This is a genomic window from Clostridium transplantifaecale, assembly GCF_900626075.1.
GTDB classification, from domain to species: domain Bacteria; phylum Bacillota; class Clostridia; order Lachnospirales; family Lachnospiraceae; genus Otoolea; species Otoolea transplantifaecalis.
Genome location: NZ_UYZY01000007.1, coordinates 194559 through 216059, shown reverse-complemented (window position 1 = coordinate 216059; position 21501 = coordinate 194559). Strand labels below are relative to the sequence as shown.

At 49.6% G+C, this 21501-nt stretch carries 22 protein-coding genes; 4 read left to right on the top strand and 18 right to left on the bottom strand.

What is annotated here, in order from left to right; all coding sequences use genetic code 11:
• Positions 1-17: 17 nt before the first annotated feature.
• The 5 genes from EJL91_RS22105 to EJL91_RS25205 all read right to left on the bottom strand — a co-directional run bounded on the left by EJL91_RS22105 (position 18) and on the right by EJL91_RS25205 (position 3934).
• A complete protein-coding gene (locus EJL91_RS22105; RefSeq protein WP_243125529.1) occupies positions 18-704 on the bottom strand; it encodes a Crp/Fnr family transcriptional regulator in 687 nt (228 codons plus the stop codon).
• On the bottom strand, positions 673-2025 hold the full coding sequence (locus EJL91_RS22100; protein ID WP_243125528.1) for a sensor histidine kinase: 1353 nt from the start codon (positions 2023-2025) through the stop codon (positions 673-675). Before EJL91_RS22100 ends, EJL91_RS22105 begins: the two co-directional genes overlap by 32 nt.
• 20 nt (positions 2026-2045) lie before the next feature.
• A complete protein-coding gene (locus EJL91_RS22095) occupies positions 2046-2750 on the bottom strand; it encodes a response regulator transcription factor (RefSeq protein ID WP_164516920.1) in 705 nt (234 codons plus the stop codon).
• Positions 2716-3666 carry a LysR family transcriptional regulator gene (locus EJL91_RS22090; RefSeq protein WP_125144123.1) on the bottom strand — a complete coding sequence of 317 codons (951 nt, stop codon included), beginning with the start codon at positions 3664-3666 and terminating at the stop codon, positions 2716-2718. The genes EJL91_RS22095 and EJL91_RS22090 overlap by 35 nt, the downstream gene beginning before the upstream one ends.
• Positions 3667-3808: 142 nt before the next feature.
• Positions 3809-3934 (bottom strand): hypothetical protein, encoded by a 126-nt coding sequence (locus EJL91_RS25205; RefSeq protein WP_279230061.1) that lies wholly within the window; start codon positions 3932-3934, stop codon positions 3809-3811.
• 709 nt (positions 3935-4643) lie between these two features.
• On the opposite strand from EJL91_RS25205, the gene EJL91_RS22085 reads away from it, so the two are divergent.
• Positions 4644-5921, top strand: coding sequence for an MFS transporter (locus EJL91_RS22085; RefSeq protein WP_125144122.1), 1278 nt, complete (start codon positions 4644-4646; stop codon positions 5919-5921).
• Positions 5922-6036: 115 nt separating this feature from the next.
• Here EJL91_RS22085 and EJL91_RS22080 read toward each other — a convergent pair whose 3' ends face one another.
• The 9 genes from EJL91_RS22080 to EJL91_RS22040 all read right to left on the bottom strand — a co-directional run bounded on the left by EJL91_RS22080 (position 6037) and on the right by EJL91_RS22040 (position 14624).
• A complete protein-coding gene (locus EJL91_RS22080; protein WP_125144121.1) occupies positions 6037-6690 on the bottom strand; it encodes a bifunctional 4-hydroxy-2-oxoglutarate aldolase/2-dehydro-3-deoxy-phosphogluconate aldolase in 654 nt (217 codons plus the stop codon).
• Complete coding sequence (locus EJL91_RS22075; protein ID WP_125144120.1) at positions 6680-7384, bottom strand: FadR/GntR family transcriptional regulator; 705 nt, start codon at positions 7382-7384, stop codon at positions 6680-6682. Before EJL91_RS22075 ends, EJL91_RS22080 begins: the two co-directional genes overlap by 11 nt.
• Before the next feature lie 99 nt (positions 7385-7483).
• The gene (locus EJL91_RS22070) at positions 7484-8785 is read right to left on the bottom strand and encodes a nickel pincer cofactor-dependent isomerase, group 22 (protein ID WP_125144119.1); all 1302 of its coding nucleotides are present in this window, start codon (positions 8783-8785) and stop codon (positions 7484-7486) included.
• A gap of 34 nt (positions 8786-8819) precedes the next feature.
• Positions 8820-9845: a 2-dehydro-3-deoxygalactonokinase gene (locus EJL91_RS22065; RefSeq protein ID WP_125144118.1), complete on the bottom strand. Its 1026-nt coding sequence runs from the start codon at positions 9843-9845 to the stop codon at positions 8820-8822.
• A gap of 13 nt (positions 9846-9858) precedes the next feature.
• Positions 9859-11142 (bottom strand): TRAP transporter large permease, encoded by a 1284-nt coding sequence (locus EJL91_RS22060; RefSeq protein WP_125144117.1) that lies wholly within the window; start codon positions 11140-11142, stop codon positions 9859-9861.
• Positions 11143-11625 carry a TRAP transporter small permease gene (locus EJL91_RS22055; protein ID WP_125144116.1) on the bottom strand — a complete coding sequence of 161 codons (483 nt, stop codon included), beginning with the start codon at positions 11623-11625 and terminating at the stop codon, positions 11143-11145.
• Positions 11626-11727: 102 nt separating this feature from the next.
• Entirely contained in the window at positions 11728-12777 is a 1050-nt protein-coding gene (locus tag EJL91_RS22050) for a TRAP transporter substrate-binding protein (RefSeq protein ID WP_164516919.1), read from the bottom strand.
• A 92-nt stretch (positions 12778-12869) separates the two neighbouring features.
• Positions 12870-13547 carry an RraA family protein gene (locus tag EJL91_RS22045; protein WP_164516918.1) on the bottom strand — a complete coding sequence of 226 codons (678 nt, stop codon included), beginning with the start codon at positions 13545-13547 and terminating at the stop codon, positions 12870-12872.
• Between the two features lie 81 nt (positions 13548-13628).
• Entirely contained in the window at positions 13629-14624 is a 996-nt protein-coding gene (locus tag EJL91_RS22040; protein WP_125144113.1) for a C-terminal binding protein, read from the bottom strand.
• A gap of 376 nt (positions 14625-15000) precedes the next feature.
• On the opposite strand from EJL91_RS22040, the gene EJL91_RS22035 reads away from it, so the two are divergent.
• Positions 15001-16146, top strand: coding sequence for an aldo/keto reductase (locus EJL91_RS22035; RefSeq protein WP_125144112.1), 1146 nt, complete (start codon positions 15001-15003; stop codon positions 16144-16146).
• A gap of 108 nt (positions 16147-16254) precedes the next feature.
• On the opposite strand, the gene EJL91_RS25050 is transcribed toward EJL91_RS22035, so the two are convergent.
• Positions 16255-17031: a hypothetical protein gene (locus EJL91_RS25050; protein ID WP_243125526.1), complete on the bottom strand. Its 777-nt coding sequence runs from the start codon at positions 17029-17031 to the stop codon at positions 16255-16257.
• Positions 17032-17221: 190 nt separating this feature from the next.
• On the opposite strand from EJL91_RS25050, the gene EJL91_RS24720 reads away from it, so the two are divergent.
• Both EJL91_RS24720 and EJL91_RS22025 read left to right on the top strand, forming a co-directional pair.
• Positions 17222-17395 carry a hypothetical protein gene (locus EJL91_RS24720; RefSeq protein ID WP_164516917.1) on the top strand — a complete coding sequence of 58 codons (174 nt, stop codon included), beginning with the start codon at positions 17222-17224 and terminating at the stop codon, positions 17393-17395.
• 27 nt (positions 17396-17422) lie between these two features.
• Positions 17423-17671 (top strand): spore coat protein, encoded by a 249-nt coding sequence (locus EJL91_RS22025; RefSeq protein ID WP_125144111.1) that lies wholly within the window; start codon positions 17423-17425, stop codon positions 17669-17671.
• Positions 17672-17780: 109 nt separating this feature from the next.
• Here the strand turns inward: EJL91_RS22025 and EJL91_RS22020 are convergent, their stop codons facing one another.
• From EJL91_RS22020 to EJL91_RS22010, 3 genes are all read right to left on the bottom strand, one after another.
• Positions 17781-18440 carry an MgtC/SapB family protein gene (locus EJL91_RS22020; protein ID WP_125144110.1) on the bottom strand — a complete coding sequence of 220 codons (660 nt, stop codon included), beginning with the start codon at positions 18438-18440 and terminating at the stop codon, positions 17781-17783.
• Between the two features lie 169 nt (positions 18441-18609).
• A complete protein-coding gene (locus EJL91_RS22015) occupies positions 18610-20517 on the bottom strand; it encodes an endonuclease MutS2 (RefSeq protein WP_125144109.1) in 1908 nt (635 codons plus the stop codon).
• 447 nt (positions 20518-20964) lie between these two features.
• On the bottom strand, positions 20965-21486 hold the full coding sequence (locus EJL91_RS22010; protein ID WP_125144108.1) for a GNAT family N-acetyltransferase: 522 nt from the start codon (positions 21484-21486) through the stop codon (positions 20965-20967).
• Between the last annotated feature and the right edge of the window lie 15 nt (positions 21487-21501).

The window sequence follows — 21501 nt, the reverse complement described above, 5'->3', positions numbered from 1 at the left end:
TTATAACTCCTCTAACTTTAACCAACAAAATCGGCCAGGTCTTCCTGAAGCCGGGAACAGTCAAGGATCGCAATGGATTTACGCCCCTCCATTTTAATAATCCCCTCCTCCTGCATCTGAGACAATTCCCTGGACAGAGAAGGCCTGGCCGCATTTAAACTGGCCGCCAGCTCCTCCCTGTTCATGGCAAGCTCCACCCTTTTATTTCCGCCGCTGTTCTGCAGGAGGTAAAGGGCAATCCTCTGTCTCAGGCTCCCGCAGGTCAAAAGCTGTACCTTCTTTGAATTCTTTTCTGCCTCTTCGGCAAATACCCCCATCATATTAAATAGAATCTTGCTGTGATGGACACAGTTTTTTTCACAGGTTCCGTAGAAAAAATGACTGGAAATCCGAAGCAGTTTTACGTGGCTTCTCGCTTTTGCCGAGTAGGAGTACCGCTCCCTCTCCAGAAACAAATCCACCACGCCGAACTGCTGCCTTATCCCCAGGCACTCTGCATAAGTCTGGCGCCCCGAAAGATTAGCCTGCTCAAGCAGAACCTCCCCCGACAGTATCATGTAGATCCATTTCGGCCTTTCACCCTGAGTAAAAATATACTCCTCTTTTTCATATTCCACGATCCCGGACCGGGAACAGACAAGGCTTCTCTGAAGTTCCTCCTCCGTCAGCCCGTTAAAAAGTTTCAGTTCCTGTATTTCCATCATTCTCTCCTATCTTCACACATGGAATGCGCACTTCCGCCTTAAAAAGCCTTCCCCTTTTCCCGCAGCGGAAGGTTCCCCCGTGACGTTCCAGTATCGTTCCGCATGTTTTAAGTCCGATATTGGTGCTCTCGCGTTCCGGCTCAACAGCCGCTGTACTGTTTTTAAGGCAGATAATCAATTCTTTTTCCGTCTCACGGTATTCTGCTTCCACCGGCTGCTGCCGATCCGCATATTTGAGAATATTCGAAAACAGGTTTCCAAATACCCTGCGCATCAGTTCTACATCCACGGACAGGCTGCACGTGATCTCACCCGTTTTACGCACTACCCGAAGGCCCTCGCTCTCCAGATCGAACAGGCTCTCTTCTACGATCTGCCCCACGAATTCCGCCCCGTTTACCTCATCGCGGTGCAGTTCGTCCTGATCCCTGCTATACACGAGAAAATACTCAAACAGCTTGTCGGACAGGCTCTTTATCTGGGCCGCCTTATCGCGGCAGACAGACAGGTATTTCTTCTGTTTTTCCCCATCCGTTTCCATGCCCAGGATATCCAGATAGCCCATCAGGGACGTCAAAGGAGTCCTCAAATCGTGCGAAATGGCCGTGACCATGTCCCGGTTTGCGATCCGCAGCAGCTCCTCCTCCTCCTGTCTTGAAAGAATCGCCCTCCGCATGGAATCCAGCTCTCCCGCCAGAGAAGACAGTTCGTCGTTTCCTTTTACCGTAACCTGGTAATTCAGCTCTCCGCTTTTCAGAATCTCCATCTCTTTGCCGAGAAGTTCAATATATTTTACTTTTTTCCGGATCAGAACGTATAAGATCAGAACAAAACAAATGCCGCTGAACACGGTGGAGAGCACATATATAAATTCGTCTTCCTCATTTCCAATATAAAACAGAACCGCCGACGCGGCGCCGTCTGAAAAAGCGACGGAATATCCCGCCGGCCCCATATCCTCCCCTGTGCCCGGATCCATATCCGGCATTATATCCAACTCCGTATCATCAGGGCTGTCCGGCATTGTCGCCACAATCCGTCCGTCACTGCTGAATATGGCTCTGCCATCGTGGTACAGCGTCATAATCATCTTTCTGTCCTGCTCCGTAAAGCTCTGAATTTGATTACCGTCATTCATGGAAATCCTGTTTTCCGTAACAAACGCCTGGAGTTTGCGGATGTATTCATTTTCCTTTCTGGCAATGACGGCCGGCATATAATTACGATCCAGGATATAATAGCCCAGATCCATAACCTGGACTAAGATAAAAAAGGCGCAGACGGCAGCAAAGGCAACCGACAGAATTAATTTTATCCACAATCTGCTGCGATACTTCCTCTTCATTCTATCCGGTACCCCTTTCCCCAAACGTTTACAAGATATTTTGGATTTTTCGGATCCTTTTCCAGTTTTTTTCTCAGGTTCCGGATATGTACCATCACCGTGTTGTTGGAGGTGTAATAGTAGGGTTCCTCCCACACGCTCTCATAAATATTCTGTATTGTAAAGATTTTTCCTCTGTTCTCGGCCATGAGCAGCAAAATCCTGTATTCCAGATCGGTTAAAAGCACCTCTTCACCCTCCAGGCGGACTTCCCGGCTGTCCCTGTCGATGGACATATCTTTAATCCGGATCACGGCCGTTTTCTCCCCGCCGGCAGCCCCTCCCTGATAAACATAACATCTTCTGAGCATCGCTTTGACCCTGGCCACCAGCTCCGTGTAGGAGAACGGTTTAGCCAGATAATCGTCGCCGCCCGCGCTGAAGCCCAGCGCTTTATCCGAGTCCTGTGTCCTGGCCGTAAGAAATAGAATCGGCACCGTCAGTTTCTTCCGGATGTCCAGGCATGCCAGGATTCCTGATTTTCCCGGCATCATGATATCCAGGATGATCAAATCCACCCTATTGTCCGCTTTTTCCACCGCCTCCTTCCCATTGCAGGCCTCGATCACTTCGAAGCCTTCGTGCTCTAAAAGGATGCGGACCACCTCCCTGATCTCGGGGTCATCATCAGCAAATAATATTCTTTTTCTGTCCGTATTCATCTTTATCCGCCTCCTCCATGTGTTCCGTCGCAATCCACTGTATCCCAAGCTGTTCCAGATATCCTTTGAGCATCTGGATCAGGATTCTCACCGGCTCCGGACATTCTTTTTTATTTTTCAGAAGCATATAGACCACCCTGTCCTCGGGGCCGTCCTTCATCGGCAGCAGTTTCACCGCCATTCTGCTTTCCATGCTCAGAGCCGCCGATTGGGGCAGCACGGTCCAGTATTCATCCTGCTCGATGAGCTGCTCCAGAAGCTGCATATTATCGGTCTCCACCCGGCATCTTCTCCCGTCCCCGAACCAGTAAGTATGCCACATGACAAACTCCGGATGCCATTCCAGGTAGATCTCATTTCTGACGGACAGTGCCGATGGGTGGACCGTTCCGTCATAGGAACTGCCTTTCCCGCAAACGAAACACATCGGTTCCTTAAAGAGGGGGATGGAGGCCACCGTCCTGGAATAACCGGGGTTGGCAATCAGGCCAGCCTCCAGTTCTCCCGACTCGATCAGTTTATAAGTATCCCTCGACTCTAACGCCAGGATACACATATCGCAGTCGTCCGCCCTGTTTAAAAACTCCCGGTACACAGGCCCCATCAGGTACGTCTGGACGCTTTGGATTGTTGAGAGAAACATCGTCTGCCGCTCCTCTCTCCAGATTGCTTCCCTGGTCTCCTGCCAGAGCTTCTTCCATTTTTCCGCCACCGGGACCATGCGTTTCCCCGCTTCGGTCAGTTTAACCCTGCGGATTCCCTTCTTCCTTATCAGAAGCGGCGCTCCCAGCTCCTTCTCCAGGCTGTCCAGACGGCTGCTCAGCGTGGATTGGGTCAGATACAGCCGTTCCGCCGCTTTAGTCAGGGAACCATACTCGATTATTGCCAGAAATGCATCAATTTCAGACTGAGTCATACCATCCTCCGTATACAATTTCCTCTGAAGTTAATATCGATTTTATCAATATTATATACCCGGATAATCCATTTTACAAATATATATTTTTCTACTATGATAAGGAAAATAGGGATTGGGTTGAGAAATGAGGACGCCGCCGTCAGGCTGGGGACCAGGTGGTGAGGGGGATCGATGAGTCTTTCGTCCCGGGCGTCAGATTGTCGCGGGCGGGGAATCCGGGCAGAAAAAGTTCCTGCGGGAAACGCTTGCGCTCGTTGGAGTACATAATGGGACTAACCTCGAAAAGACCTCGGTAAGTACCAATGAACTCCCAGGTTCCCTCCGGAATCTTTTTCTCCCTTCTTCCCCACAGGAAGGTTATGGCCGGGACGAAAGACTCCGCGAAGATAGCGGCCCGGCCCCCGGCCTGCGGCGGCTGATCTGTCCTCTTTCTTTAAGAGGGGAGGCGCTTGTCGCTGCCACTACGTTTCTCAGAATGCCGGAAAACTACATCCTATTCATTCTGGGACTATAGAAGCTTACAATCTTAGAGGTGCTTATTCTGATACTCTTTTTTATGCAGCCCAAGGTGTCATCAGAATGTAAAAGAATCACTACTATATAGTGGAAGCGACAATACTACCACCACACTTGACGAAAGAGACAATCAGCCCCTGAAGCCGGCGGACGGGGCAATACCCTCGCTGAGTCTTCAGTCCCGCCGACAACCTGCCCGGGGAAGGAAGGAGAAAACTTTCCGAAGGGAGACCTTGGAATCCGCCGGTGCTTGCTGAGGTCTTACACGAAGCTAGCATCCGCTGCGCATTCCACAAGCGGGAGCGAGTCCCCGCAGGAATTTTTTCTCCTGGATTCCCCCTCACCAAACCCTACCAACCGGGACTGAAGACTCATAAACACCCACCCACTCCCCCGTCCGCCGTCTTACAAAGGCGTCCTCGCATCTCAACTAAATCCACACACAAAGGGGAATTTCCATGAAAGAAGACAGCCCATACCGTTTTGTCATTTGCACTCTCAGCACGGCCACTGTTTTTGTATGCGTCGGGCTGGTAAGCAACGCATTTTCCATCTATCTGCCTTTTATTATTAAAGTCCACGGATTTACCAACACCCAGCTCTCCCTGATGGCTGCGGTGAGAAGCGTGGCATCTCTGGCTGCTATGTTCGCAGTGGATTGCTACTATGCCAAACTGGGGCTTAAGAAAGGTATTGCCCTGGCTCTTTTCTGCGCCCCCGCTGCCTTTCTAATTTATGGCTTTTCCTCCACACCCGCCCTTTATTATCTTGCTTCCGCCATAGCCGGATTTAGTTATGCGCTGGGAGGCATGGTTCCGGCTTCTCTCCTCATCCGGCAGTGGTTTCCGCTTAAACCGGCTGCCGCGCTGGGAATCGCCGCCTCCGGGAGCGGTCTGGGCGCCATCCTCGGCCCAGTAGCCCTGATGTTTTTAATCAATCGCTTCGGCCTCTCCTCATCTTTTCTTATTGAGGCGCTGGCCATTGCCGTTTTTGCCATACCCGTAATTATTCTGATACGTGAAAATCCGGCGCTTTCCACACCCGGACGTCCCGCAGGCCCTGGCGGAACAGAGACATCATTCGCAGTGAAACGGAGCGGACGCGCCTCTGACCGGGACAGTAAGATGCTGTTACACGACCGTTTGAATCCGCGGGAGCATTTTTTTATTATGGCCGGTATCTTTTTAATCGGGGTGGTCGGACTTACCGGATACAATAATCTGTCCCTTTTGTACACGACCACCGGCCATTCGGCTGCTATGGTATCATTTTTCTTATCATTAATGGGCGCGCTGCTTATCATCGGCAAGTGCTCGTTTGGATGGATTGCGGACCGGATTGGAAGTTATCCCGCCGCCGCCCTCTTCTGCCTGCTGCTCTGCATCGGGCAGACGCTCTGCTGTTTTGCTCCGCAGGCCGGCGGCCTCTTATTTGGCGTCACTTTCCTGTTCCTGGGGATAGGGCTCGCCCTGGCATCTGTGGGGCTCTCCCTGATGGCATCCGATTTCTGCCGGAAAGGCAATTTCGCCACGGTGCTTAAAAATTATCAGCTTGCTTACACCTTAGGCGGTCTCGTGTCCAGCGCCGTTCCTGGGATTCTGGCCGATAAAACAGGAAGTTATCTTCCGTCCTATATCCTGTTTTTCATTTTTTCCATTGCCATTTTTCTATTTATTGTACCCGTATACAGGCATCATGGAGGCACTCTCCCCCACAGGCCTCTGAAAACCGCCTGAGCTTACAGGGTCCCCTTCCTGTGAGACCGAGTTCCTTTGCGGAGCTCCCGCGCCAAGCGCGGAAAAAGAAGGTGAAAGTTCCGCCCCCCGGATCTCTCACCTTCTTTTTTTTACTTTACATCCCTGTCGCCGCCCTGTGGAACTGGCGTGCTCTTTCTTCTATCTCCTCAAAGGCTCCGGCGCGGATTTTTTCTAAATCCACAAGATTGCCTCCGATCCCAAAACAGGAGACCCCGGCTGCCAGAAATTCCGGCACCGTTTCCGGAGTGACGCCTCCGACTGCCGATACGGGGATATGTCCAAGCGGGCCTCTCAGGGCCTTAATATAAGAAAGGCCCATAAGAGCTGCCGGAAACAGCTTCACGATATCGGCCCCGGCCTCATATGCAGTCACAACCTCGGTCGGAGTAAAGGCTCCCGGCATAGAAACCATATTAAGCTCCCTCGTTCTTCTGATCACCTTCTCATTGACATTCGGAGAAATGACGTAATCGGCCCCCGCCTCTTTCGCATCCTCCACGTCACGCTCCGTAAGCACGGTTCCTGCTCCGAGCAGCACCCGCTCTCCCAGCTTCTGCCTGACAAGCTCCAGACATTCCAGTGTTTCCTTCCGTCCTTCCTCCGACGAATGGTTATAGGTTATCTCCGCCAGACAGACTCCGCCTTTTAACAGAGCGCGGATCGTCTGTTCCATACAGTCGAAAGGGACTCCCCTGACAATAGCAATGACCTTGTCCTCTTTCATCCTCTTAAGTATCTCACTTCTCATTCTTTTCACTGCTCCTGTGCTTTTTCCGGTTCTCCTGGACTGCCTGGATTGTGGCATCGATATGTTTCTGCATATACATGGTGGCAAAATCCACATCCTTTTCTTTTATGTATTTCAGGATAAACTCGTGATATTCCAGCCCAATATCAGGTCCAATCCAGAGATTAACGTGTTCCTGGTGGCGCAGCAGGACTTTATTGAGGGAATTTGATATCCGGAAAATAAACTCCTTTTTCGTCCCCTTTGCAATGATGTCATGGAAATGGTAATCCGCCGTATAAAAGGCCTCCATGTCATCCCCGCATCCTTTCATGATCTCATACTGCCTCTCCAGTTCTTCTATATCCTCCTGCGTTGCATTTCTGATAAACAGCGCCACATTCCCGCACTCATAATAGCGCCGGTATTCCAGGATACTGATCAGATCATCATATACGACGCTGTCAAAACCCAGATCTAAATCCTCCTGCGGTTTGGGGGCCTGGACATAGGTTCCCGAGCCCTGTATACAGTAAACAACTGACAGAGACACCAGTTTATTGAGAGCCTGTCTCACGGCAACGCGGCTGATCTGAAGCTCTTTGCAGAGCATGGCTTCCGTCCAGATTTTGTCCCCCGGTTTCCACTCCCCGCTTTCAATCTTCTCCTGAATAAATGTATAGGCTTTTTCTGTCGCATTTTTCGTATATGCCACCTGCAATTCCTCCCGGGTTATATTTTATAACGTGTAGATAACGATTCGTTACCTTCATGATTTTCTTCCGAACCGTTAAACCAAAGCGTATTTAAAAATTCAGATACGCATCAGCCTGCCGTTTTCATCAAATGCAGTTTCGGCCCGGCCTTCTATCCCGGCATCTTCTCTCCGTTCAAACTCGTCGAGAAGCGCCTCCGACACCCGGATCTCATCGAGCTCCAGCGTGTTTTTTATCCAGATAATTCTGGGGGAATCCGTATGGAGCGGAGCGGCGATCTTGATAGCCGTCCTGATTGCTTCCCTGTCATTATTCAGGATAATAGGAAGCCTGGATGGACCCAGGATTCCTGCCGTGATGGAATTGGTGTACATAATCCCCAGATCCAGGTTTCTGACACAATCCAGTGTCGTAATATCCGCCATGCCAAGACCGGCGCCATTACCTCCGGATTTTCCGGTGGTTCCCAGGACGACAATATTCTTGATTCTGATATCGGTAAAACCTACATTCAAGCCGGAGCCGGGACGTCCCGTCACGTTGGGATCCATACCCTCGCCGCTGATATTTTTACCAATCTCCTCGATTATCAGCACATCCACTTCCCTGGCCTTCAGACAGGGCATATTGGCTTTTGCCAGCTTCAAAAGTTCCCTGTCCCTTTCAAGCAGGCGTTCCGGCAGAACAGCCTCCAGAACCATCGGTTCATCATAAGCATTATCCACAATCGCCAGTCCCCCCAGTACGGGAGCCTGTTTTAAGATGATTTCCGCCGCTTCAGGAAGGGCCCAGGGGAAATTTTCAAATCCCAGTTTGTGAAGGCTGGCACAGCCCTTATGCTTTCCAAGGCCGATCACCAGCATTTTTACAAGGCCGCTCTCGTGCTCTCCCTTAAAATCAGCATGAGGTTTTATCTTATTGACCAGGAAAATACCGTCCGCCTCCATGGCTGCTTTGGAAAAATAAAGTGGAAGCCCGTTGGATAGATGTCCGGCGGCTACCGTATCCATCTCTGCTGCAAATTCTGCCCCAAGGCTCTCCGGGGTCAGCCCCAGATGACGCAGCACCTCCATCTGCCCTTCCACGGTCCCGCCTCCGTGGCTTCCCATGGACGGAATAACAAACGGCTCTGCTCCCTTATCTTTGAAAAATTTAATAATTTCCTGTAAAATTCCGGCACAGTGGGAAATCCCACGGCTGCCTGCCGTCACCGCGATTTTCTTCCCCGCAAGGGAGGCAGCGCCGAATTTTGACTCCATCTCATCCCTTACCGTCTTCTCTATCTCCTCTATCTTCTCCTCCGGAAACTTTTGATGCACCCGGTACATTTTCGGCATCTCAATTCCATCCAGCAGATTACCGAAGTTTACCGCAATCTTATCGCCGCTCTGTCTATCCATTACTGCCCTCCTTTTTTCCGAAACGTATTTGAAACTACTCCATGCCGTGTTTCTTGCCCAGATAAATGCCGGCAATCCCAAAAGCCCCTCTGGCCGAGAGAGACGGTCCCGGCTCAGGTTCACGCCGCCTTACTTCTTTCAGGTATCCGTCCTCCGACAGTAGATCGGTCAGGCCGCTTATAAACGGCTCTTTCCCGGCCACGATCCCGATCGTCTGCGCAGCCCGCTCTTCGCTGCAGCAGCCCCGCAGAGCCGCCACGTCGTTCCAGAGTACGGTTCCCAGCAGAAAATTAGCGGTCCACACGCTCTCCTTCTCCTCACTGTTTCCGAACATTCGGTAAATCCTGGACAGGAACGCCGCGCGTCCAAATCCCTGCGTTTTCGCCGCATGGTATCCCGCCAGAACCGCATTTTTTTGATAGGTTTCCCCGGAAACAAAACGCTTTTCCACGGCGTCCGCCAGGATTGTATTGTTCGTTACCGTCTCCAGCAGCTCTCCGGTCAGGGTTGTCAGACAACCCGTAATTTCTTTTCTCTCATTGACGAAGACAAACTTTGTATGGGAGCCCGGAAGGATAAAAACGTAAGGCATTCCCGCCGGATACTCCGTCAGAAGGGCCAGCGTCTCAACCTCTTCCCCTCTCATTATATCCATATTGTCCAGATTTTTCCAATCCTTTAATTCATTCTTAAGGCCTCTGATGAAATAGAAGGGAACGGGGCACACCCCGGGCAGATCCGCCTGAAACACGCTGTCTGCAAAATCAGAGGCGCAGGCCGGAGCCGTGAGATGAGGCACCTCCATTAGCCCTACATTGGACGTCACCATGCCCGATGCGAATATGCCCGCTACCTGTTCAAAAGCCACACCGTTTTCCGACGTCAGTTTCCTCAGACAGGCCCCCGTTTCTTTTTTCAGAAATTCGTTGTTTCCGTCAATTGCCGTATTCCTGACCCCGGCCCGGGACTTTTCTTCTCCCAGAAATGTCCCGTCCAGGCGCCACAGGGAGGCCCTTGTATTGGTTGTCCCCGTATCCAGGGTTATAATATACTCTTTCAATTTCCTATTCCCCCTATCCGTTCAGCACTGCCGGAAGCGCCAGGCTGACGGCCGGTACAAATGATATCAGCAGCAGGACGATAAACATGACTGCAAAATACGGCAGGATAGCTTTCGTTATCTCCTCCACCTTAAGCCCGCTGATGCCGCTCGCCACAAAGAGATTTACTCCCAAAGGAGGCGTACAGAAGCCGATGGCAAGGTTGGCCGTCATCATAACTCCGAACATGACCGGATCCACGCCAAGCCCTGTTACAACAGGCAGGAGAATCGGTGTCAGGATTATAATGGAAGCAATCGTCTCCATAAACATTCCGACAAAAATCAGGAAGATATTAATCAGAAGGAGAATGATGTACCTGTTGGAGGAAATGCCCGCTATAAAATTCGCCAGGTTGTTCGGCACCTGCTCCAGTGTCAGGAGACGGCCGAATGTGGAGGCAAATGCAACGAGTCCCATACAGGTTGCCGTTGTCTTGGTGCTTTTGATGAAAGCTTCCACCAGTGTTTTGACGGTGAGCTCTTTATAGACAAAAAATCCTATCACAATTGCATAAAATACGGAAACTGCAGCCGCTTCCGTCGGCGAAAAAATTCCGCCGTAAATTCCGCCCAGGACAATTACGGGTGCGAGCACGGCAAAAATGCTGTCTTTTGTAACCACCAGAGCTTCTTTCAGATTGAATTTCCGGACTTCGCTCTCAATTTTCTTTTTGCCGTACAGGAATCGCGCCATCAGGCAGAAACCTACGGAAAACATAAGTCCGGGTATGATTCCCGCCATAAAAAGCGTGCTGACCGAGGCTCCTGACGAAATGCCGTACATGACAAAGGGGATGCTGGGTGGAATCAGTACGCCTACAATTCCGGCTGCCGCCGCCAGGGCCGTACTGTAATCCCGGGGATATCCCCTCTTCTCCATCTCCGGAACCACGTTAGAACCGATAGCCGCCACCGTGGCCGGACCGGATCCTGAAATCGCAGCGAAAAATGTGGAAGCCGCCACCGTGGCGTAGGCCAGGCTCGCCTTAACGGAGCCCAGCCAGGCATCCGCCAGCCTGACCAGACGTTTCGATAAGCCGCCTGTATACATCAGGTCACCTGCCAGGATAAAAAGCGGAATTGCAAGAAGCGGATAGGAACTTACGGCCGTCACGATGGAACGTACCTGAAGAAGCGGAGTTGCCGTCCCATAGACCAGTATGGTAAGGGCGGACGACATGGCCAGCGCGATAGCGATCGGCATGCCCACCAGAATTAACACAAGCAATGAAATAAATAAAACGCCTGCTGCCATTTACACTACCTCCTTTTCTCTGACAATTCCCGCCAGAATCTGGACAATCCTTAAAATGCTGAGCGCCGAACCGATCGGAGTCGCCAGGTAAAGGCTCCACATCGGATATTTGATCAGCAGTCCGTACTTCCCGACCACTGAGGAATCAAACAGCAGACGCACACCGAAATAAAAGATATAACAGAATCCCGCAAAGGCAATTGCATAGCAGGTTATCCTGAGGGCCTTCTGCACTTTCCACGGGAACAGGCCAACGACGGCCGTCACATTGACATGGGAACCTGCCCTGAATCCATAGCTTATAGCGAACCATACAAACCATACAAACAGAAACAGCACCAGATCGGACGCCCAGGGAATTGCCTGTCTGACCACGTATCTCATAAATACATTTACTACCATAATCGCTGTAAAAACCATAAAAAGCGCTACACAGACAAACTTTTCCAGGTTTTCATCAAGCCAGCCAATTACTTTTTTCATAGAAACCTCCTTATACAATGCAGGCGGCCGCTATCCCGGGTTCTCATGTGGAATACACAGCGCCGGATAGCGTCCGCCGCAATCAGGACTTCAGTCAAACAGCTATTTTGCCGCCGCTTTTTCCACCGCCTGTGCAAACTCATCGTATACTTCGGCGCCGACTTTTTCCCTGTATTTTTCAAGTGTCGGCTGTGCGGCGTCGATAAATGCCTGCTTTTCCTCATCCGTAAGCTTTGTGACTACGCAGCCGGCCGCTTCCATCTCTTTTAACTGGCTCTCTTCTTCCGTCTCCACCAGTTCCATCTGGTAGTCATACGCCTGTTTAAACGCATCATTTAAAATGGTCTGCTGTTCCTGCGTAAGGCCGTTCCAGAAATCGGTTGTCACAAGAGGAATGTATGCGCAGTAAACGTGTTCAGACAGGGTAATGTACTTCTGCACTTCATAAAATTTCTGGGAATAGATATGGGCAATCGGGTTTTCCTCACCGTCGAACACCCCTGTGCTCAGGTTTGTGTACAGCTCTGAGAACGGAGAACCTTCCGCCGAGCAGCCAAGGCTGTTCCAAAAATCCACATGGGCCTCTACCTGCATGGTCCTGATTTTCATACCGTTTAAATCGGCCGGCAGATGAATCTCTTTTTTGCTGTTTGTCAGATGGCGCATTCCGTTCTCCATGTATCCGAGTCCGTGAAGTCCTGCTTTCTCCAGTTCGGCAAGCTCCTTCTGTCCCCACTCTCCGTTCAGTGTCGCAAGGGCCGTTTCACGGTTTGGATATACATAAGGAAGCTCAATCAGGCTCATGCTGGGGCATTCATCCGTCAAATAGGAGCTGGGCGACACCGCCATGGTCAAATCTCCCGTCTTTACCCCCTCTATCATCTCTCCGTCGGAACCGAACTGCTGGTTCGGGTAAATTTCCACCTTAAATTTACCGGTCTCCTCCACAATATCCTTGAATTTCAGAAGAGCCCTGTGCAGATGGTATGTCTCGCTGGCGCCATGCGCGATCTTAAGCGTAATCGGAGCGTCTGTTCCCGCCTGCTTGTCCTGTTTTGCCGCGCCGCCTTCCGATGAACCGGAACACGCTGTAAGTGATAATGCCATTGCTGCCGACAATATAACCGCCGATAATTTTTTCATTTGCTTCATTTTTTTATCCTCCCAATTCTTCTGCTCTTTAAACACCCATTGGTCACTGGTCATTTTTATTTTTATTTTTAAGGGTCCCCTGTTCCTTTTCCTTAGATTCGTCCGAATTTTGCCAGCAATTCCTCCACGCCTGCCCCCTTCAGAATTTCTTCTCTCGTTGCAATCTCGCGGTCCGCCTGCTCCCTCGCAACCGGATAAACTTCAGCCAGTTTTTCATAAGGAACGACTGCAACTCCAATTTCATCCGCCACAATCAAATCTCCCGGATTTACAACCAGGCCTCCGCAGCACACCGGAACATTAATTTCGATAGGCTCTTTCCTTCCCGAATAAGCCGTGTGGGCCGCTCTTGGGCCGCATACCTTGGCTGTGATCGGGAAATCCATCATTCTGGCCTCATCCGTGTCACGGCAGCTTCCGTCAATTACCGCCCCGGCTACCCCGGCGTTTCTGGCTATTCCTGACATCAGACCTCCCCAAATCGATGTCTCCGTCTCACCAAAAGCGTCGATCACGATAACGTCTCCCGGCTTTGCAATCTCAAATACCCTGAGGCAGTCTACGATGTCTCCCGCCGTCAGCTTTACTGTAATAGCCGGTCCGATAATCTTTTTATCGGCTGCTTTGGGTTTCATGTCATGGCGCATTACATTATCGCGCTCCATCGCATCCCCCACAACGCAGGAGAGTGAAAGTACATCCTCCATGTCCCTGAATGGCTTAATTAATTTTTCATCGATTTCCGGTCTCTCATTAACGATACATTTCATTTGGTTTCTCCTTCTGTTTTGATGTGATATTTTAAAATTTTTCTGGTTCCTGTTTTTATTTTCTATATTCATGTAACGCTTCTATTTTCTTTTTGCCGGGTATACCTGATTGGCAGGACGTTCTCCCATAAGCACCGCTTTCACATTTCCCGCAGCGATCCGGCGGCACTCGTCCAGCGCCTCTCTGCTTATGTACGCCGTGTGAGGAGTGAAAAAGCAGTTGTCCAGCCGGAACAGAGGATTGAGCTCCGGAGTCCAGTCATGCATCTTCATCGGCTCCTCCTCCGGATCATCCAGAGCCGCCCCGGCAATCCATCCTTCCTTTAACGCCTTGTAGAGCGCCTTGTTGTCCACGCATTTTCCTCTTGTGACACCTACAATATAGCTGTCAGGCTGCATTAAGCGCAGCATTTCTTCATTGACGATATGGTGCGTTGCTTCCATATAAGGAGTCAGGACACATACGACCGTCGAGGTGCGAAACAGCTCTTCCTGCTCTACCTTCTTCACTCCGAAGGTTCTCATATAGCTCTCCGATACGAACGGGTCACTGGAAATTAATTCAAAACCGAATGCCGCCATCTTTCTGGCCAGATTCTGTGCGATCCTTCCAAATCCCAGAAAACCGTACCTGGCATTCCTGCATCGCCGGATTGGAGCTCTCCAGTCCTGCCACTGGTAGCTGCCGGCATGAACCTTCTCATTATAAAACGGAACATTACGCACCAGCATCATGGAGCAGGCAGCCGCGTGATCCGCAACCTCATCCAGACAATAGTCGGGCACGTTGGTCACGACCATTCCATGTTCGTAAGCAGCTTCCACATCCAGGATATCCACTCCGATTCCGTATCTGGCAATTACCTTACAGTTTTTGAGCTGTTCTATCGTGCTCCTCGGAATCTTTGCGTACTGCTGTATGATGGCATCTGCATCCCCGGCATACTGCGGGAGGGTCTTTCCCGTATTGTCTTTCAGCCCAATCACCTCAGCCCCGATAGGCTCCAGGATGCTTTTTTCAATATCAATATTTTCATAATCGTAATCACTGATATAAACTTTAAACTTCTGTTTCATCTTTGTCCCCTGATCTTTCACAATTGATAATACCAATTTGTTTTAAACAATATATTGTTTTTTCTAAAATACCATTTTCAACTTTTAAAGTAAATAGTTTTGTGCATATTTGCTCATTTTCAGCGTGTTTCACAATTTTCTTTTGGATGTTTTTGATACAACTTTAGAATTTGTATTATCTTTATCTTGACATCTTGTATGATCATTTGCGGGATTGGTTTGTTTTTTCATCCGGCCATACCTTCCGGCCGTTCATATATTTCCATTTTGCCGGAATACCCTTGGCAAACCGTTATTTTCCATATATACTCTCTTTATAACTGTCTCTGTCTGCACAGAAAGACGTAAACCGTAATAAAGCAAGGAGGAAACGGCAATGAAATACAGGAAATTGGGCAATACCGGACTGGAAGTAAGTGAAATCGGACTCGGGGCCGAATGGCTGGAACGCCATAATGCACGCGAAATCAAAGAAGTGGTTGATGCGTGTGAAAAAGAGGGAATCAATATTTTAGACTGCTGGATGTCTGAGCCGAACGTCCGCACTAATATCGGAGTTGCACTTGAGGGTAGGAGGGAAAACTGGATTATCCAGGGCCATATCGGTTCCACCTGGCAGGACGGCCAGTATGTCAGGACGCGTGATCTTCCTAGGGTAAAAGAGGCATTTGAAGATTTGCTTAAAAGGCTTAAGACGGATTACATCGATCTCGGTATGATTCACTTTGTGGATGATACGGCTGAATTTGAGAGAATTATGTCCGGAGAATACATAGAATACGTACGCAGCCTGAAGGAAAAGGGAACAATCCGCCATATCGGCCTGAGTTCCCACAACCCCGACGTGGCGAAAATGGCGGCGCTGTGCGGTGAAATAGAAATGATTCTGTTCAGCATCAACCCGGCCTTTGATCTGCTGCCGGCCACTGATGATATCACAAAATATTTTGAAGAGCAATACGACGAATCACTGGGCGGCATTGCTCCGGAGCGCGAGGAGCTATACCGGGTCTGTGAGCGCCAGGGCGTCGGCATCACCGTCATGAAAGGATATGCCGGAGGCCGTCTATTTGATGAGCGCACCTCGCCGTTCGGCGTAGCCCTCACCCCGGTGCAGTGCCTGCATTATGCCCTGACCCGGCCGGCGGTAGCCAGTGTCATGGTGGGATATGATACACCGGAGCATGTGCTGGCCGCAGTGGCTTATGAGACTGCTTCGGAGCAGGAGAAGGATTATGCAACTATCCTCGCGGACGCCCCGCATCACGCTTACGCTGCAGGCCAATGCACGTACTGCGGCCACTGTGCTCCCTGCCCTGCCGGGATTGATATTGCCATGGTCAATAAGCTTTATGACCTGGCTTCCATGCATCAGGAGGTTCCTTCAGCCGTGCGCGAACATTACCGGCAGTTAAACGCCAACGCCTCCGTCTGTATCGGATGCAAAAACTGTGAGAGCCGCTGTCCTTTCAATGTTTCCGTTGCAGAGCGGATGGAAAAGGCAGACCAATTGTTCAAATAAAAGATTGGCATTCAAGGTTCCAGGCAGTAAAATACCGTTCTGCCATACCGAGCGGCAGAACGGTATTCGATTGAAATTAAAATCTCATCCACGGACAAGCATTTTTTACTATTCCTTTTCCGGATCGCTTTGATCCATGATTTCGATGGCCATCTTTGCCACTGCGTCCGGATGTTCCCAGGCATCGTCCTCCCAAAGACTGTAAGTAATGTCCTTACATGTCCATGTGGCGAGCACTCCGTGGACATCCGAATTTTCCGCCGTCACCTGGACGGTGATATCAATCCTGGTTCCATCCTGAAGCTTTGTAAACCAGCTCTGCTTTTTACTGCCGTCAAAAACATAGTAGATACCGGAGATATCACCCTCCGCGCTCTTACCTGCCCTTGCAATGGCATCGGAACCTGTAATCTCGTCCACAAACTGAATCTGGGCCACTCCGCCCCCAATTACACTGAAAAGAGGATCACTGTACCACTGGTCATTGACCGGAAGTTCAAGTTTCAGGCCAAGAGATGCAAAATCGGATGAAGAATCCACCTGTACGACCGGATTTGGCATAGCCGCATTCTCCTGCTGCACCCCCGTCTCTTGCTCCGTTTCTTTCTTCGTTTCCTGTGTCTCCCTGCCTGCTTCTTCCTTCACCTCAGCATCCGGTCCTGCTTTTTCTGCTTCCGCTTTAGAAGTTTCCGCTTTCGTAACCTCATCACCCGAATTGTGCGTTTCAGCCTGACCCACAGCAGCAGCCTCAGTCTCCGTCCCGCCCGTCTTACTGCCTCCGGCGCAGGCGGCCAAAGAAAGACTCATAAAAATGACGGTTCCCGGCACCAGCAGTTTTCTGAAAAAATTTGAATTCGTCATATCCGTCACAATCTTTTTATCCATAAATATTCACCCGGCTTTCTGAAATTTAACTTAATTATAGCGTTACATTCCGTCTGTCACAACCAAAATTATCCTTACAGTTCTTACAATTTATAATAATGATATTTTCTAAAAACTGGAAAATTTCTGGAAAGAATATGTGCTGATACTTTTCCCTAATCCTCACATACTAATTGTGGAGGTGATAAACATGAGTCCAAAGGAATTAGATTATATTGAAGACGCTTTAGGACACGAGAAATTTTTCAAAACTCAGTGTCAGGATGCAATTCAGAATCTTCAGGATCAGGAGCTGAAAACCTGTGTTCAGCAGATCGCTGAAAAACATCAGCAGATTTTTGACAGTATCTACCGCTTAACGTAATAATGAAACAGAAAGGAGGAATGTGAGATGGATGACAGATGTATAATGGAAAACCTGCTTCTGACCACTAAGGGTGTATGCGATCTGTATATGCACGGAACGATTGAATCTTCTACGGCCGATGTGCGTCAGAGCTTTGATCAGGCTTTGAATAACAGCCTTTGCATGCAGGACGATATTTACAAGAAGATGTCCGCTAAGGGATGGTACACCACCGAACAGGCGGAGGCCATGAAAATCCAGAAGGTAAGAAACCAGTTCTCAGGTATTTCATAAAAACCTGATTTTATAAACCCTTCCGTCCTTTTCCCGGTAACAGGCTGCTATCAGGAAAATAACGGAAGGGTTTTATTCTTTGCACGTCACAGGTGCGAAGAGAAGCGGTCTAACACCTTACATATGCCACTCCGCCGCAGTCCATTAATAATTTGGTCAGCTCCATCTTGCCGAATTCTTTCGGAAGGAACACTCCCATCTCGATTTGATACTCCTGTTTCTCAGTCATCTTGATTTCCAGGTCTACCACTTCGATTCGCCGGCCGGTCAGCTTTTCCTGAATCTCCTCGATCTGCGGATTTTCTTTGATGACCATGACCACTTTCTCATATTTGTGCTCTTTTTTCATGACAAATTGTTTATGCAGGATAAACTGCATCAGCACAATCAGAACCGTGACGGCAATGCCGATATAATACATTCCCGAACCGACCGCCATACCGACGCCGGCGGTGGCCCAGATTCCGGCTGCCGTGGTAAGTCCGCTGACAGCCCTGTTTCTGATAAATATAATCCCCGCGCCAAGAAAGCCGATTCCGCTGACAATCTGCGCCGCGACCCTGGATGCGTCATAATTCTGGATATCGTAAAAACCGTATTTAGAGACTATCATAATCAGGGCCGCTCCCAGGGCGACAATCGCATGGGTCCTGATTCCCGCCTCCTTGTTCCTGTTTTCCCTCTCATATCCAATCACAAGCCCGCACGCCGAGGCCGTCAAAATGCGCAGAAAAAACTCCGCCATCGTCGCAAATTCCTGCTGTGTCATGTCATGTTCCTCCCGTTGTATTAAAAGTCATATCCCGTGTTCTGCTTTCCGTCCGGTCAGGCATAATGCCAGTTCCTGACCGCTCATTGGAACCGATACTCTATTATATCATAATAGAACAGATGGCAGAATACTTTATTGTGAAAGAAACGGTTAGTAAAAGAAATAGTTAGTCCTCCTCTTTTTCAATTGTCAGGTTCTCGCAGTATTTCCGTTCCATCTGATGTCTGGCCTTGCGCTCTTCCACGGAATCGAAAATGATTGAAAAATCGTAATCCGGCGGGTAAAGCTCTGCGGCCGCCACGTGAAGTTTGATGCGTTTATGGTTGATCCAGATTTTTTTATCTTTCATCTGGACCTGGAGCACTCCTTTATCATTGGCGGTGCAGCACACAATGCCTGTTTTTTTGTCCGGATACACCATGACACAGTCGCCCAGCCTGAAGGAGTCCGCATCCGCCTGGTTTTTCCTGACTAGTTTTTCTTTCTGGAGCACAGGGGCGGACTGGCGCGTCAGGTGTTCCGGTCCGGGATCCCGGTTCTCCATCTGAAGTTCTTTTCCATAAGCCGCCCGGCTTGCCCTCTGCAGCATGTCGTCCGGCATGCCGAGGCTCTTTGCGATATAAAAAGCGCAGCTTTCCCCGGCCCGCCCTATCTCCAGACGGTATTGGGGCTTCAGGGTTTCCCTGTCAAAGGCCATCCTTGCATTTAAGACGCCCTCCGCAGTCTCACCGTACTGTTTCACCTCCGGGTAATGGGTTGTCACAAGGTACAGGCAGCCGCTTCTCCGGAGTTCTTCCAGAATAGCGATCGCAATTCCCATTCCTTCGGCCGGATCGGTTCCTGAGCCCAGCTCATCCATTACCACCAGGCTGTCTCGGTTTACTTTCCTCAAAATATCGAGTGCATTTGTAATATGGGCCGAAAACGTGGACAGGTTTTCCGTCATGTTCTGTCCGTCTCCGATATCACAGAGTACCTGGCTGTTCATACAGATATCCGCTTCCTCACACGGAAGGTGCAGGCCGCACTGGGCCATCAGGCAGTAAAGCCCCACCGTCTTGATGGCAACTGTCTTTCCGCCGGTGTTCGGTCCCGTGATGATGACGCCCCTTGTCTTTCCTCCTATCTCAAAATCCAGCGGCACACAGACCTCTCTGTCGAGAAGCGGATGGCGTCCTTTTCTGATTCGTATTCTCCGCTCCAGATTTATGGCAGGAACACTGCCGTCCTGAAGGGCGCTCAGTTTTCCCTTGGCAAAAATATAGTCCAGTTTTTCTATAATCCTGATATTCTGGTAAAACAATTCTTTCTGATCCGCCACCATCGCGGTCAGAGTATAGAGAATCCTCCTGACCTCGTTCTCTTCATCCAGCTTTAAAAGCTGCAGCTCCTCTCCGTACTTTGCCACGGAAACCGGTTCGACAAACAGCGTGGAGCCGGTGGATGATTTATCAATTACAATTCCCGGAATCCGGAATTTACAGTCCTTCTTGACCGGAATGCAGATACGTCCGTTCCGTGATGTAATAAACTGCTCCGACACGGCGTCCTTATTGGCTTTCAGAACGGATTCTGCCTTTGTGCGCATCTTTTCTTCCGTTCTTGCAATCAGTTCTCTCGTGTCCTTCAGGAATTTGCTCGCATAGTCCTGAACCTGGTTATTCCGGACGGCCGCCGTCAGTTCTTCTTTGATATCGGTCATTGGATCAAGATCCGCCTCGTAATAAGCCAGACCTAATTCCAGATATTTTCCCCGGCACAGGAAATCTTTCAGTCTCTCCACTGCGGTCAGCGTGATCGCAATATATTCAAGCTGTTCTGCCGTCAGGCATCCTTCCTTTTCCGCCGTACTTAAAAGAGATTCTACCTGATCCAGTGATACCAGAGGCGGATTCCCCAAGGCATCCAGCATCTTCCTGGCTTCCGTCGTCTCCCGCAGAGCCACTTTCACATCGGTCTCCCGCAGATACGGTTTCAATTGCCTGATCTTTTCCTTGCTTTTTTCCGTGTATGCAAGTTCTCCTAATTGCTCTAATATATGGCTAAATTCTAATATTTCAAATTCTCTGTTCAAAGTATTTCCTCCTGTAATCAATAAAATAAGCCTATGGCCGCGTTTATCCACGTTCACAGACTTATCCCCTTAAAGATGTTTGAACAACGAAAAAAGGAGCTACCGCTCCCTTCAAATTCAACCTCAGGTTTGTGTATGAAGTGGTGGTAAATGCAGATTTCATCGGCCACAGACATGCCGACAAAAGGGTAGACTTCCAGCGTGAAACGCCAAAAGCTGCCGCTCTTTATGCAACTATTTTGCTGCTTTTCCTGCAATTAACACACTTAACAAACACACACCTCACGATCATAATTTATTTTATCGTAATATATCATACTAAACGGCTTCTGTCAAATAGAAAATAATACCACAACTATATTTCTGCTATTTCACCGGCTGTCTCCTTGTCTGGCTGCTGGAAAGGAAAAGGCGGCCGTGAGTTATCCGCCCGGTATCGGTCATTATCTAAATCACATATTCGTACAGCAGGAACTCCGTCAGTCCCGTATCCTCGTAAAACAGACTCACCGTACCGCGGTATTCAAATCCCAATGCCAGATAAAATCTTTGTGCAGCAACATTACCCGCCAGCACATCGAGACGGACTGCTTTCTGTCCATTTTCGGGAGCGCGGCTAATGGCATCCCTTACCATCTCCCCTGCCAGTCCCTGTCTCTGATGCCGGGGGGATATTCCCAGGGCATGTATGACCGTCACTTCCCCGGGTTTTGCGTCAGCTTTCCATTCAACGGTTTCATAGGCCTCGGCAGCCTCATGATTCACCACCATAGCTCCGACAAACTCACCGTCTAAAATACCGACATACAGTTCCTGCTTTTCAATCGCTTCTTTCACAAACTTTTCGTCCGGATAAATGCCTTTCTTCCATCCGGGTTTATACTTCTCATTCTGCATTCCGTCAATCATGGAATTATAGAGTAAAACCACCTTTTCCAGTTCTTCCTTTTTCGCAGTCCGTATCAGCATACCGATTCCCCTCTT

What these genes read in the sequence shown, in the direction of transcription:
- EJL91_RS22105 (WP_243125529.1), bottom strand. Translation starts at nt 704, where the DNA reads ATGATGGAAATACAGGAACTGAAACTTTTTAACGGGCTGACGGAGGAG.
- EJL91_RS22095 (WP_164516920.1), bottom strand. Translation starts at nt 2,750, where the DNA reads ATGAATACGGACAGAAAAAGAATATTATTTGCTGATGATGACCCCGAG.
- EJL91_RS22090 (WP_125144123.1), bottom strand. Translation starts at nt 3,666, where the DNA reads ATGACTCAGTCTGAAATTGATGCATTTCTGGCAATAATCGAGTATGGT.
- EJL91_RS25205 (WP_279230061.1), bottom strand. Translation starts at nt 3,934, where the DNA reads ATGTACTCCAACGAGCGCAAGCGTTTCCCGCAGGAACTTTTTCTGCCC.
- EJL91_RS22085 (WP_125144122.1), top strand. Translation starts at nt 4,644, where the DNA reads ATGAAAGAAGACAGCCCATACCGTTTTGTCATTTGCACTCTCAGCACG.
- EJL91_RS22080 (WP_125144121.1), bottom strand. Translation starts at nt 6,690, where the DNA reads ATGAGAAGTGAGATACTTAAGAGGATGAAAGAGGACAAGGTCATTGCT.
- EJL91_RS22070 (WP_125144119.1), bottom strand. Translation starts at nt 8,785, where the DNA reads ATGGATAGACAGAGCGGCGATAAGATTGCGGTAAACTTCGGTAATCTG.
- EJL91_RS22060 (WP_125144117.1), bottom strand. Translation starts at nt 11,142, where the DNA reads ATGGCAGCAGGCGTTTTATTTATTTCATTGCTTGTGTTAATTCTGGTG.
- EJL91_RS22055 (WP_125144116.1), bottom strand. Translation starts at nt 11,625, where the DNA reads ATGAAAAAAGTAATTGGCTGGCTTGATGAAAACCTGGAAAAGTTTGTC.
- EJL91_RS22050 (WP_164516919.1), bottom strand. Translation starts at nt 12,777, where the DNA reads ATGAAGCAAATGAAAAAATTATCGGCGGTTATATTGTCGGCAGCAATG.
- EJL91_RS22045 (WP_164516918.1), bottom strand. Translation starts at nt 13,547, where the DNA reads ATGAAATGTATCGTTAATGAGAGACCGGAAATCGATGAAAAATTAATT.
- EJL91_RS22040 (WP_125144113.1), bottom strand. Translation starts at nt 14,624, where the DNA reads ATGAAACAGAAGTTTAAAGTTTATATCAGTGATTACGATTATGAAAAT.
- EJL91_RS22035 (WP_125144112.1), top strand. Translation starts at nt 15,001, where the DNA reads ATGAAATACAGGAAATTGGGCAATACCGGACTGGAAGTAAGTGAAATC.
- EJL91_RS25050 (WP_243125526.1), bottom strand. Translation starts at nt 17,031, where the DNA reads ATGGATAAAAAGATTGTGACGGATATGACGAATTCAAATTTTTTCAGA.
- EJL91_RS24720 (WP_164516917.1), top strand. Translation starts at nt 17,222, where the DNA reads ATGAGTCCAAAGGAATTAGATTATATTGAAGACGCTTTAGGACACGAG.
- EJL91_RS22025 (WP_125144111.1), top strand. Translation starts at nt 17,423, where the DNA reads ATGGATGACAGATGTATAATGGAAAACCTGCTTCTGACCACTAAGGGT.
- EJL91_RS22020 (WP_125144110.1), bottom strand. Translation starts at nt 18,440, where the DNA reads ATGACACAGCAGGAATTTGCGACGATGGCGGAGTTTTTTCTGCGCATT.
- EJL91_RS22010 (WP_125144108.1), bottom strand. Translation starts at nt 21,486, where the DNA reads ATGCTGATACGGACTGCGAAAAAGGAAGAACTGGAAAAGGTGGTTTTA.